10 protein-coding genes and 1 tRNA gene are annotated in these 12,803 nt (G+C 56.6%); 2 read left to right on the forward strand and 9 right to left on the reverse strand.

What is annotated here, in order from left to right; all coding sequences use genetic code 11:
* Positions 1-806: 806 nt before the first annotated feature.
* The 8 genes from trpS to VMT30_00985 all read right to left on the reverse strand — a co-directional run bounded on the left by trpS (position 807) and on the right by VMT30_00985 (position 8,342).
* The gene (gene trpS / locus VMT30_00950) at positions 807-1,808 is read right to left on the reverse strand and encodes a tryptophan--tRNA ligase (GenBank protein ID HVQ43518.1); all 1,002 of its coding nucleotides are present in this window, start codon (positions 1,806-1,808) and stop codon (positions 807-809) included.
* Positions 1,809-1,863: 55 nt separating this feature from the next.
* Positions 1,864-3,144 (reverse strand): DNA recombination protein RmuC, encoded by a 1,281-nt coding sequence (gene rmuC, locus VMT30_00955; GenBank protein ID HVQ43519.1) that lies wholly within the window; start codon positions 3,142-3,144, stop codon positions 1,864-1,866.
* A gap of 49 nt (positions 3,145-3,193) precedes the next feature.
* Positions 3,194-3,631 carry a MarR family winged helix-turn-helix transcriptional regulator gene (locus VMT30_00960; GenBank protein HVQ43520.1) on the reverse strand — a complete coding sequence of 146 codons (438 nt, stop codon included), beginning with the start codon at positions 3,629-3,631 and terminating at the stop codon, positions 3,194-3,196.
* Between the two features lie 232 nt (positions 3,632-3,863).
* Positions 3,864-4,298: a hypothetical protein gene (locus VMT30_00965; protein HVQ43521.1), complete on the reverse strand. Its 435-nt coding sequence runs from the start codon at positions 4,296-4,298 to the stop codon at positions 3,864-3,866.
* On the reverse strand, positions 4,292-4,453 hold the full coding sequence (locus VMT30_00970; GenBank protein HVQ43522.1) for a hypothetical protein: 162 nt from the start codon (positions 4,451-4,453) through the stop codon (positions 4,292-4,294). The genes VMT30_00965 and VMT30_00970 overlap by 7 nt, the downstream gene beginning before the upstream one ends.
* Positions 4,454-4,811: 358 nt before the next feature.
* A tRNA-Pro gene (locus VMT30_00975) sits at positions 4,812-4,887 on the reverse strand.
* 66 nt (positions 4,888-4,953) lie between these two features.
* Positions 4,954-5,448, reverse strand: a complete 495-nt coding sequence (locus tag VMT30_00980; GenBank protein HVQ43523.1) for a hypothetical protein — start codon at positions 5,446-5,448, stop codon at positions 4,954-4,956.
* On the reverse strand, positions 5,448-8,342 hold the full coding sequence (locus tag VMT30_00985; protein ID HVQ43524.1) for an ATP-dependent DNA helicase: 2,895 nt from the start codon (positions 8,340-8,342) through the stop codon (positions 5,448-5,450). The genes VMT30_00980 and VMT30_00985 overlap by 1 nt, the downstream gene beginning before the upstream one ends.
* 76 nt (positions 8,343-8,418) lie before the next feature.
* Here VMT30_00985 and VMT30_00990 point away from each other — a divergent pair, with 76 nt between their 5' ends.
* Positions 8,419-10,464 (forward strand): hypothetical protein, encoded by a 2,046-nt coding sequence (locus VMT30_00990; GenBank protein ID HVQ43525.1) that lies wholly within the window; start codon positions 8,419-8,421, stop codon positions 10,462-10,464.
* Between the two features lie 3 nt (positions 10,465-10,467).
* Here the strand turns inward: VMT30_00990 and argS are convergent, their stop codons facing one another.
* Complete coding sequence (gene argS / locus VMT30_00995) at positions 10,468-12,162, reverse strand: arginine--tRNA ligase (protein HVQ43526.1); 1,695 nt, start codon at positions 12,160-12,162, stop codon at positions 10,468-10,470.
* A 58-nt stretch (positions 12,163-12,220) separates the two neighbouring features.
* On the opposite strand from argS, the gene smpB reads away from it, so the two are divergent.
* Complete coding sequence (gene smpB, locus VMT30_01000; GenBank protein ID HVQ43527.1) at positions 12,221-12,661, forward strand: SsrA-binding protein SmpB; 441 nt, start codon at positions 12,221-12,223, stop codon at positions 12,659-12,661.
* Positions 12,662-12,803: the final 142 nt, after the last annotated feature.

Genomic DNA, 12,803 nt, shown 5'->3' on the forward strand with positions numbered 1-12,803 from the left:
CGGGCGCCTCGCGGCGGCCGCATCTGAGCGGTTCAGCAAAATAAGTGCAGAGTTACGGGGCGAAATCTGAAGCATCCATGTGTGTAATTGACGCCAGTCGCCCCGCAACGATCTCTACCCGTGTGGAGCGCATAGCGTTTTTCCTTTATGAGGATTGATGAACAACGTGGTGCGTTTTTGTTTTGGAGTAAAGATTTTTGTGTGGTTGGATTAGTCGACCGCAAATTATTGTGGCTATTGCTTCGAGCTGAATCCATATTACTTCCCACCAACCCGTATGGGGTGGCCGGAAGCATTCGGCTACGACCATGGGTCATAACCGCGTGCTTCCGGCAACCCGATGACTCTGCGCGATACCTTGGTTTGGGCCCAAAGTAAGAGTCTTCTGGCCGTGACCATTCTGGTCGAGACAGTAGAGCAAACCCGGATTAGAAATAAGGGGGATACCTCTAACCGGGGTTCGCTCTACCGTCTGGGTGCGGAAGAAAGCAATGAGAACTAAACTATCAACGAACTGAACATAACTTAGCACAAGCAGTTTAGATTGTCAATATTCTTATGTTATTTAGCGCCCTGCTCCCATAAATGACTTAGGATAGGGAAAATAACGCCATAAACCCCCTATTTTTGTTCCCCTGAAATCGGGTCTATGTAGAGATATTAACAACATTTATGCACAAAAGTTTAGGCCGTTCTCGATTGCAGAAAAAAGATTGTAAAATATTACCCTAATAAAGCAAATTATTCACGGGTACTCAAAAACCTTAGATCATGCGTCCACCCAGAAAATAGAGCACACGAGCGTATTACAACAGGCCGAGAACTTCTTTCACCTGCGCCAGCTTAGCGTTCGCAAGCTCCGATGCCCGCCACCAACCGTGCTCCAGCGCCTTATCAATCTTCTCGTTGCCCTCATGGGTCAGCTGCCCATACAAGTGCTGCAGGGGGCGAAGCGTACGTACCACCTCTTCGGCCAAATCCCGCTTAAAGACGCCGTATCCCGAACCGGCGTACTTTTCTTCCAGTTCCGCCACCGACTTCTCGCTCAGCACGGACATAATCACGAGTAAATTGGTCAACGCCGGTTTATCGGCGCCGGCCGCCACCACGCTGCCCGAATCTGTCACCGCTCGCAAAATCTTTTTCTCAATGAGCCCCTCGTCATCTTTGAGCAAAATGTTGCCGGAATCATCAAGATCACTCTTGCTCATTTTCTTGGTGGGGTCCTGAAGGTTCATAATCCGCGCCCCCTCGGTCTGTACCGTCGGCGCCGGCACCTTAAAGGTCTCACCGTGAACGTTGTTAAACCGCGTCGCAATATCGCGCGTCAGCTCAATGTGCTGCTTCTGGTCCTCGCCCACCGGCACCTCATCGGCGTCATACAGCAAAATATCCGCGGCCATCAGTACTGGGTAGTCGTACAAACCCACCAACTGCCCCTCTGCACCGCCGCTCTTGAGCGACCGGTCTTTAAACTGCGTCATCCGGTTGAGCTCACCGATAGTGGTGTAGTTGTTCAAAATCCACGTCAGCTCCGAGTGAGCCGGCACCTGCGACTGCATAAAGATGTACGAATGGTCATGATCAACTCCGCACGCCAGCAGCCATGCCACCGCCGACCGGCTATCCCGCTGGAGCACCTCCGGCTCCGGCCGCGCCGTCAGCGCATGCAAATTGGGCACAAAAAAGAAATGCTCGCGGTTTGGGTCGGCGCTCATCTGTCCCCAGCGCCGCATCGCGCCTATGTAATTTCCAAGTGTCAATTCTCCGGTGGGCTTAATACCCGAAACAACTCGCTTCACTGTCATCACCTTTCTTTGGGCTTAACTATACTGGGTTTGGCCTGGCGCGGCTACAATCCGCCTACTCTTCTGGTTCACCAACCGGCTGGACGAGCGCTTGGGGCGAAACCGAGACAGACTCAGGCAGATCCCCTACCTTATCGAGCCTCCGTTCAATCGTTCGAGACTTCGTCGCGGCCGTCTCGATCGTATTACTAGCCTCCTGGAGCTTCTTGTGTGTCTTTTCCAGCATGTCGCCAAACTTTCCAAACTCACTCTTAACGCTACCAAGTATCTGCCACACCTCGCTCGAACGCTTTTCGATCGTGAGGGTGCGAAAGCCCATCTGCAAACTATTGAGCAGCGCCGCAATCGTGTTGGGGCCCGCCACCATCACGCGATAATCGCGCTGCAGCAGCTCCTGCAACCCCGGCCGCTGCGTAATCTCGGCGTACAGACCCTCGGTCGGCAAATACAAAATTCCAAAATCGGTCGTTTCCGGCGGGGCGATGTATTTATCGCGAATATCCTTCGCCTCGCCCTTGATCCGCACCACCAAATCTTTGCTAATCGATTCCATGAGCACTGGGTCCGCCATCTCACGCGCTGCGATCAGTCGCTGATAATCCTCAACCGGAAACTTCGCGTCAATCGGCAGCCACAGCGGCGTATGTTCATCCGGCCCATTCGGCAGCTTGATCGCGTACTCCACTCGCTCCGCGCTGCGCTTCTTCACCGCCACGTTCTTCTCGTATTGCGACGGCGTCATGATCTGCTCAAGCAGATTCCCCAGCTGCACCTCCCCCCATGTGCCCCGCGTCTTCACATTCGTCAGCACCTTCTTGAGGTCCCCCACCCCCGCGGCCAGCGTCTGCATCTCACCCAGCCCCTTATGTACCGACTCCAACCGCTCCGACACCATTTTAAACGACTCGCCCAAACGTCGCTCCAGCGTGGCATGGAGTTTCTCATCGACGGTTGCGCGCATCACCTCGAGCTTCTCGTTATTATCTTTTTGCATCAGCTGCAATCGATTCTCCACCACGCTGCGCACTCGTTCAAGCTTGGCCTCGTTACTTTGCGTCATCTGCTCCAAACTCACCCGCTGCGTAGTCGCCAGGCTCGCCAGCCGCCGGTCCAGCGAATCCCCCACCCGCTTGAGCTCCTCGGCCTGCTCGCGCCGATTCATGCCCAGATCATTTTTGAGCCGCTGCTCCACTCCCCCCAAGGCCTCCACCAAATCTTTGCGCACCTCAGGAGCATCGCTTAGCCCCCGCCGCAGCTCACCAAGGCGCCACAGCACCAGTCCAAAGCCGGCCGCGACCACCACCAATACGATTCCCAGAAGTATCGAAATAACCATAAAATAAACTATACCAGCTCCCCCAATTCCGAACAAGTACCGAACGAGATTATTCGAGCGCCTTACCGAGCGCCTCAATCGCACGCTCAAACGCCGTCTCATCTTTCAAACTCAAATTCGCAAAAATCGCTTTCTGCCGGTCCGCAATCACCACCGCCGCATCTACCACCGCCTGCTCCCCTTTCGGGGTCAGCGCCAGCACTTTTTCGCGCTTACTACGCGGGTTTTGCTTCGTTGTCACCAGGCCGCGCGAACCCAACGCCTCTGCTTGGCGCGTTACGACCGCGGGTGTCACCTCCAGGCTGCCTGCCAACTCGCGCCCGCTCGCCTCGCCGAGCGCCAGTAGGCCATTCAGGACCCGGAACTGAGAAAAGGTCAGTTTAAAACTGACCTTTAGCTCATTTTCCACCTCTCGCTCGAGACTGCTTGAGACTCGGGCGATTTGATTGAGAAGAGATTTCTCGAACTGAGAATTCCTTACCTGCACTTTTGAACTCCATAACCAATATACCCCTAAACGATTTAGGGGTCAACAGTTTTTATACGTCGAGGCCAAAAGTCCCGCTCCCCTATCTGTTGCGAGCGTATTAAATTACCACCGTCGCTCCCAGGTGAAACCGTTGAGCCCTAATTTATCCCCATCTTTTCCACAGGCACCCACCAAAAAACCGAACATCCTCATGTTCGGTCCGTTCGCTTTTACGCCAAAACCTCCCCGTTTACGCCAGGAACTTCTCCGGCAACTCCCCAGCCTGCTCCAAAACCACGCGCCGGCGCCCCGCAAACGCCCGACGCACCTCCGGCAAGACCATCTTCCGGTCCCAATCCTTAGCCACCTTCCGCCGCTGCTTGGCCATGAGCTCTTCCACACTCAAATCCGGGTTTTCCTTCCAGTGCACCGCCATGAACGGCCCCACAAAGTGCGATGCCGCATCCGCCGAGCTCACTATCTGCACCTCTAAAGGCGCCTCATGCAGATCAAGCTCCAATTTCCGATCAAGGATCCCAATGTAATCCACCGCTCGCCTCGCAAAATCAGGCGCAAACCCCAGCCGCGCCAAGGTCTTAGACCCCTCCGTCAGCGTCTTCTCATACTGATGCTCAAAATCCAGTAGCTTGCCGTAGTCATGGAGCCACACCATCACTACTACCAAATCTCGGTCCGCCTTCGGATAGATATCGAGCAGCTCAACCGCAATGCGTCCACCAACTCCAGGTGATATTGCGCAAACCAGGCGTGGTGCACAAATCCCGGCTCGGCCGCCGCCCGGCGCACTTCATTCTTAAAAGCTTCGATTTGCCCCTGCATACAATAATCTTACCATCCAACACCATATACCTTCGACTCGCCACCCATCTGCAACGGTACTATTCCACTTTTTGGAATAGTTAGAAAATCACCTGTAAGTTTACCTTGGCAGAGCTATAATTTTTCACCATTGGGCAACCATTCCAAAAAATGGAATAGTACCAGGATGCGTACGCCGAGAAAAAGCCCCAGAATGGCAGGGTCAAGAACACACCGGCATCTACGCCGGATTAATTACGCAAATGTAATATTTATAGCAAAAATCAAGTTCAATATCGGAATAAAATTATCATTTATCTAGCACAATTCAATCCCATGAAACATCAAAAAAGCCCACAAACCCGTGAGCTTCCTTGAATGGTCGGGGTGAGAGGACTCGAACCTCCGGCCTCAGCGTCCCGAACGCTGCGCGCTACCAGCTGCGCCACACCCCGATGGCTCCGCATTTGATTGAACCACGTTATCTTAGCTCAAACCTGGCAAATTTGCCAGTACCTACGCTATTCACCGATAAACCAAAACGGTTTCGGCGCCACTACCCGCCGCACCCGCCCACCACTGCGGGGTCGCACCGCCGGCACCCCAAACTCCGCCGTCAACACCGCTAGCCAGTGTTCTTTGAGCCAGCGCTTTTGCTGCAAATACAGCTCCAGCAGACCGCGCTCCGCAAACTCCCGCCGCATTACGCCCCCGGCATGCGGATGGCGCTGAGCCCGATCGAGCGGCGAGTTAAACCCATGAGCATAGTGCGTGAGCTCGTGAAACAAGGTGGCCTCCACCACAAATTCCGGAATATCCTCCCGCCGAAACAAACCGTTCATAGTGATAATACTCGTCTTCCGGTCGTGCGGATCAAGGCTGATCGAACCCAGCCGGCGCTTGGTGCGGCGCCCAAACCCAATCCGCACATCATTTACCTGCGGCACTTCCGGAAAATAATTATCCCAGATCTTGTCCAGCATAGCCTGCAACCAAGCCTCATCACGCTTAGGCATCACGAGCCGCCTCCCGCTTGAAGCTGGAGCGTCAATTCGTCGAGTTCACCAGTGCCGTAATACCGAATCGCGGCGCACTGGTGCAACGCCGATGGATTGGGTGCAAAATCTCGCCGTCGAATACGCTCCGCCATAGCACAAAGCTTATCATGATGATTACGCAGGATCGTCTCCGACAGCACCGCCTCGCCTTCCACCCCCGTCACCACATAATCCAGCACCACCGCCGCCGGCGGCGCACCCCGCAGCTGGCTCCCAGCCAGCGCGTACGACCGGAGCTGAAAGTTTTCCTTGGCTTGCTTCGTGAGCTTTTCCGCCGAGGTTTTGGTGCGGCCGGTTTTAAAATCACGAATCTCATAGCCATCACCGTGCCCAAATAGCGCATCGATCTTTCCGCGCAGACGCAATTTGGCTTCCGGAAGCTCAAATCGTACTGGCACCTCGCTGCCCACAACCGTGCGATTGAGACCCCGTTCGCGCGCATAAAAACGCTTGAGTGTCTCCTGGGCCAACAACCGATCCTGCTCAGCCTCAGTCGCCGTCGCATAACCCCGACTACTCCACGCGCTATTAAGCACGTTACTCAAATCCGCCGCCTCCGGAACTGTCCCCGCCATCGTACCCTTATAATAAATTTCAAACACCTTGTGCAGGGCACTCCCAAAACCCAACTGCGGTCCCATTGGTTGCGTTATTTTCAACACATCCTGCAAATAAAATTCAAATGGACAAAAATCGTATCCCCCCAGAGCCGTCACGCTCAGCTCCAGCCAACCATCAACCGTCTCAAACGGCAGGCGCTCGCGATCAAAATGATGCTCAATAGGATAAAAGCGTTGTAATTTACTCATCAATTCTGACTCACCGGGACCAGCCACACTCGGTGTCACCTCCGGCAGGCGATACCCACCACCGAGCATTTCCGCGATAAACGGCGTCACCATTTGCTTGCTGCCACCAGCGGTCGATACGGCCGCGCTCATCAGCAACGTACGCTTGGCTCGGGTTACCGCCACATACATCAGCCGCCGAAATTCATGATCCGGCGGCAGCACTTGCTCGCGCACCAAACCCGTCGGCACCACCCGCCCTAGCCTGCGGCTGCCCGACCAACTCCGCTGCGTGCACTGCACCAAGTACACCGTATCAAACTCCAGCCCCTTGGCTGCGTGTACCGTCAGCAGCTGCACGCCCTCGGCATCACCCAACGGCTCCGTCACCTCCAGCGCCGGCGGCTGCGGAAACGCCCGCAGATACGAGCCCAAATCGCCCACCATCGCCACGGTTTCAAAATCCTGCATCTGCTCCAGCAGGCGCCGCAAATCCTCAAACACACGCGTCATCCGCGGGCTGTCCTCGCCCGCCCGCTGCCAGCGTTCCGCCAGTCCCGTATCAAACACCAGGCGAAATCCCAGCTGGCTCACCGGCACTTCCTTGGCCCACGCCCGCCATTCATCCAGCTTATCGGCCAATGCCGTCGTGCGCTGCGTCTCCCGCCGATATATCACCTCTTCGATGCCCACTAGGTCCCGGCGGCTCACTTCGAGCAGCTCCGCATACTCCGCCGCCGTCCAGCCTCCAAACGGACCCAACACGATGTGCGCAATCATGTTATCATCTGCCTGCCAGCCAATCCACTTCAGCACATACCACAGCGCGAGCAATTCCGGCTGCTCAAAAATACTCACCGAGCTCGCAATCGCATACGGAATAGATCGCCGCGCCATCGCCCGGGCTAACGCCTTGAGCGGCGCATGCGTAGGCGCTAGCACCGCCATCGAGGCCGCCGGCTCTCCCCGTGCTAGCCGCCGCGCGATATCATCCGCCACCGCCTCTTGCTCGTCAGCCGGACTCGCGTAGGGCGTAAACTCCACCCGACTCTCGTCGTGTTGCCCCAGCAACCGCTTGCTAATACCCAGCTTCGACTCCAATCGCTCGGGATTGTTGTGCTGAATCAAACGGTAGGCCGCATCCAACACCGCCTGACCCGACCGGTAGTTCTGCACCAAGACCGCCGGATCGGCAATCTTGTAGTGATCCGCAAACCCCAAGATATTGGAGATGTCGGCTCCCCGAAATCCATAAATTGCCTGATCATCATCACCCACCGCAAACATATTGCCCTCGGCCCCCACAAACATCCGCAACAGCTCGTCCTGAACACTATTCGTATCTTGGTATTCATCCACCAACACATAGCGATATTCCGCTGCCAGTCGCTGCGCCAGATTCGGACGCTCACGCAAGATTTGCAACGGCAGCTCAAGCTGATCATGGTAGTCATATACCCCCGTTTGAGCTTTTACCGCTTCATACAGGCCATACAAAGCCGCCAAATCACCTTGCTCCGCCACCTCCAACGGGTGGAGATCACCCGGCTCTGCCCTCAGCCCGTCAACATAATCCCCGTAATCCTTCGACGATACCCCAGCATTTTGGAGCAAGCCAATATACCCCACAACACCCTCCAAAAACTCGTACAAATTCGCCTGCGGCCCATAATACCGTAATGATATCTCTGGAAAATGTTGCTGTAAAAGCAACGTTTTTTGCGTATCGTTGATCAACCCCCCACGAATCGACCGGCCAATATGGGTCGCAAAGCGCCCCAAAAGTTCCGCCCCAAAAGCATGAAACGTCAGCACCGGAACCTGAAACGATTCCCAGCCAATGAGCTCGTACAGCCGCTCTTCCATCTCGCGCGCCGCCTTCTCGGTAAAGGTCAAAGCCAGAATCTGACCGGGCTTGACGCGCGCTTGCTCTATCAAATGAGCAATGCGACGCGTAATAACCTGCGTTTTACCCGTCCCAGCGCCGGCCACCACCAAAAGCGGGCCGGCGTCGTGCTCCACCGCCGCTCGCTGCTCCGGATTAAGATTATCGAGAATGGCCATACCCCTATTCTACCAGCCACCCCTAGACGCTGCCCGGTACGGCGATGGTATAATAACCATAAGAGGTGATTTAAGAGTGTCTGACCTAATCTCGCGTACAGCCAGGCTCGTGCCCTATACCAAGCGACCCAAACACAGCGCCAGCTTCGTGACGGCCTATGTATATGAGCCCGAAGCTGACGAAGCCGGAGCTCGACTCGGCAACCTCTACGTAGTCATCGAGGTTCTCACCTCGGGACGCGCCAGCGAAGAGGTCGTTGATCTCGTCATCCAAGCCGCCGGCGACAAATACTTCAATGACCCCACCGACGAACTCGATCCCCTGGCCCGATTCGAAGCTGCCATCAAGCAGACCAATCACGAACTCTCCGAATACGTTGGTCGCGGCAATGCCTCATGGATCGGCAAACTCAGCGCCATTATCGCCGTCCAAGTAGGCGACGAGCTACACGTCTCCCACACCGGCTCCGCCGAGGCGTTTTTGTACCGCGGCAAGGCCGTGTCGCGCATCAGCCAGCCAGAGTCCGGCAAGCCCACGACGCCCTCCAAAACCTTCAGCTCAATCGCTACCGGCCAGCTCGAGGTCGGCGACAAATTCCTTCTGGCTACCCCCGCACTCATTCATCAGGTGCCGCTCGCCAAACTCCAGACGGTCATCGGCTCTGCCAGTCCCAACGCCGCCATCGCCGAGCTGGGCCAACTGCTCGAAGGCACGAGCACCTTGCGCATCGCAGCCGTCGTCGTCGATATCACCACGCCCGAGCTAGCAGCGCTCAAAGTCCGCTCCGACGAACCCAATGAAATCGAACTCGGCAATCGCGAAAACTTCGCCGAAGCCGCCCTTAGTGTCGCCGCTCCCCTCGCGCGATCCTCGGCCGAAGGCTCAAAACGCGCGGCGCAAGCCGCTCGCACCGGCTGGAGCCGCCTCCAGCCCCGACTGCGCCGCGCTAGCTTGGCCGCAGCTGCCGGCGTCCGCCGATTACTCGCGACCAGCGGCGGACGCCGCGCGGCCGGCCTCATCGTGCTTATTGGCATCGCAGCCATCGGCTTTAGCCTTTGGCACTCGAGTACAGAGTCTGCCAATACCAAACAATTTGCCGCCTACCAAGACCTGTTTCAGCGCTACGAGAAGGCCAAAGACACCTTAGCGACCGGCGACAAAGCCACAGCTCACGACACCCTGTCGTCCGTCCAAACCGCACTCACCAAGCTAGCCGGCCAAGAATCCAATATCAATCATCAGCTCCAAAATCAGCCGCGCTACCAAGGCGAGCCGGCTACGGTGATCGACTTCAAAAAACTCGTCGCCACTGCCCTCGACGAGCTCGACGGCCTCACCAAGGTCAGCCCCATGACCGTCGCCGAAATCGGCGGAAAATCCGGCCGCCCGGAGCATCTCGAAACGGACGGCGCTCATGCCTACACCATCGACACCGGCGACCACAACGCTATCGCTATCATCAACCTCCTAACCGGCGATCAAAAAGACTCAAAAGCCGACGCCTCAAAGCTAAATGATGTTTTGGCAACAACGGTTTCCGCAAACAATGATGGGATATTCATCCTCACCAGCAAACCATCAGTCTGGTTCTACCGGTTTGCCACCGACACCCTGGCCGAACAAACTCTGGCCTATGGAGACTGGCCAAAATCCCGCTCCATAGCCTCATATGGGCCCAACCTCTATCTGCTTGGAGACTCAACCGTCTACAAACATGTTCGCAATGCCACCGGCTATTCGCCCAAAACCGACTACATTTCTACAACAGCAACCGGCACCAAGTTTGATAGTTTAGCCGTCGATGGGTGGATTTACCTCCTCAGCGGCACCACGCTCCAAAGGTACCTCGGCTCCAGCCTCAAACAATCCGCCAACTTCCCCGCCAGCCTGGGCACCATCACCAACCTACGCTCGGTTGCCGGAGGCGACCTCATCATCGGAACGAGCACCAAAACCACCCGCATCGCCCTCTGGACAGGCAAAAACGATCAATTAGCCTTCAGCAAACAAATCACCGTACAGGGCGGAAAATCGCTCACCGATGCCACCTACGACAGCAAGACCGGCCGTATCTTTGCTACGCTCGACAACCGTCTCGTCAGCTTCCCGTTCAAACCCTAGCAGCTATAGCCGCTCCGACGCCGCAATCCCCAGCAAGCCCAAACCAGCTGCCAAAACATCGGCATACAGCCCCACCAACACCAACCGTTGTGGCTGACGAGCATCACCAATCACCCGGCTTGATTCATAAAACCGATTAAACACCTGCGCCAACTCATACAAATAGCCCGCGACGTGATGGGGCATCAATTCTTCAGCCGCACGTTGTACGACATCCGCATACTCCGCGATTTTAGCCGCCACCGGGCGCTCGGCCGCATCCAGATCCACCAGCTGCCGCGCGTCAACCGCCGGCGATTTGGCCAAAATGCTCCGCGCCCGCGCATGGGCGTACTGCAAGTATGGTCCGCTACTGCCCTCCAGACTCACCGACTCTTTCGGATCGTAAATAATATCGCCGCCAATGCGTTGCTTGAGAAACGCGTACTTCACCGCCGCTAGCACCGTCTCGTGGGTCGAAGCCGGTACAATACTCCGGGCCGCCGCGGTCGCTGCCTCCAAGATATCAAAGGCGCCTACGATATTGCCTTTGCGAGAGCTCATTTTCACCCCCCCAGCCAATTTTACCGTTCCGTGGGTCAGATGCCGACTGCGCCGAGCCGGTTCGGGCGCAAACTGCTCCACACTCTTGAGCATCACCGCCATATATTGCTCTTGTTCATTTGCCGTAATTACGATCGATCTATCGAAGGCATAGTCTTGCCACTTCGTGAGCAACAACCCCACATCCTTGGCCTCATACGTCGGCAACCCCTGGGAGTTAATAAACACCCGCGTATGGAGCCCATACTGTTCACCCCGAAACACCACTGCCCCATCGCTCTCTTCATACACCCCAGCCTTCAGCTGCTCCCGTACCGTTTGGATCCCCAGCGGCGTCACCTCGCTCTCCGGAATCGTGCGGTCAAAGGCCCGCACTCCCAGCTGAGCATAAAATTCCGGAAAATAATCATAGCTCCAGGTACGGCCCATCCAATACAGCTGCGCAAACGGCGAATCACGATCCCCGCTCGCGTGTAATTCGTACACCCGCTTATTCATGAGAATGATCTCCGCCCGCGCCGCCTCGTCATCTTCATAGGCCGAAGTACCTTCGACATAACGCTGGCCCAGCCACTGCGGCCGCTCGCCCGCCGGCACCTTGGCCATTGCCTCGGGGTTCTCGCCGTTCAAAAAGCGGATGATCGCCCACATGGCCCTCGCCACATGCAGGCCTACATCGCCCCCGTAGGTCACCCGGACCACATCGGCGCCGGCCAACTCCAGCAACCGCGCCACCGTATCACCCACGAGCGTCGTATAGAGATGCCCCGCATGCAGCGGCTTAAACGGGTTAGGGTCAGAGTATTCCGCCACCACTTTCTGGCCCCGGTACAGCTCCGGCCGGTAGCCCAACGCCGCCTGCGCCGCCTGCGTCATCGCGCGCCCGCTCAACGTCACATTAATGAACCCCGGACCCGCCACCTCCGCCGTCTCAATGTCATCGATAGCCGCCTGCAGCGCCTCGGCCAGCTCGGCCGCCACCTCACGCGGCGGCCGGCCGAGCTGGGCCGCAAACACCATCGCCGCATTCGTCGCATAATCACCAAACCGGCTGTCGCCCGGTACCGTCACATCCAGCCGGCTCAAATCCAGCTCGGTACCCAGCTGCGCCGCCACGGTCTTCTTGATCTGGTTTTCGAGCTGTTTGCGCGTCATTACGAGCCGAATTATACCAGCCGCGCGCTCCAACTCATAACCAGCTATAATGAGCCCCATGAAAGTCCTCGCCAAAAACCGCCGGGCCAGCTTCGACTATGAGATCACCGAACTTCTCGTGGCCGGGCTCGTGCTCACTGGCGACGAGGTCAAGAGCCTCAAATCCGGCTTTGGCAGCCTCAAGGGCTCATTCATAGCCCTGCGCGACAACGAAGCCTACCTGACAGCCGCCCACGTCACCCCCTACTCCCACGCCAACGACAAAACCGCCATCGACCCCACGCGCGCGCGCAAGCTCCTGCTCCACCGCCGCCAAATCCAAACCCTGATCGCCGCCAAACAAACCGGGCTCAGTGTCGTACCCACTGCCCTGCTGCTCGCGGGGGCTCTCATCAAAATTGAAATCGGCATCGGCCGGGGCAAGAAGCGCTACGACAAGCGCGAGTCAATCAAACGCCGCGACACCGATCGCGACATCGCTCGCCAGCTAAAACGCTAATGCTTGAAATACTGAGCAAAAGTAGCTTGACGGGCTTAAGTGTAAGCAGTAATCTACCTATAGGTACCTGCACAAAAAAAGTACTCAAAACAAAAAAGAACAAACTCTCGTCCAGAAACGGCTCTACCAAGGGCCGTTTCTT

The sequence above is a fragment of the Candidatus Saccharimonadia bacterium genome, from assembly GCA_035544015.1.
Classification (GTDB): domain Bacteria; phylum Patescibacteriota; class Saccharimonadia; order UBA4664; family UBA4664; genus UBA5169.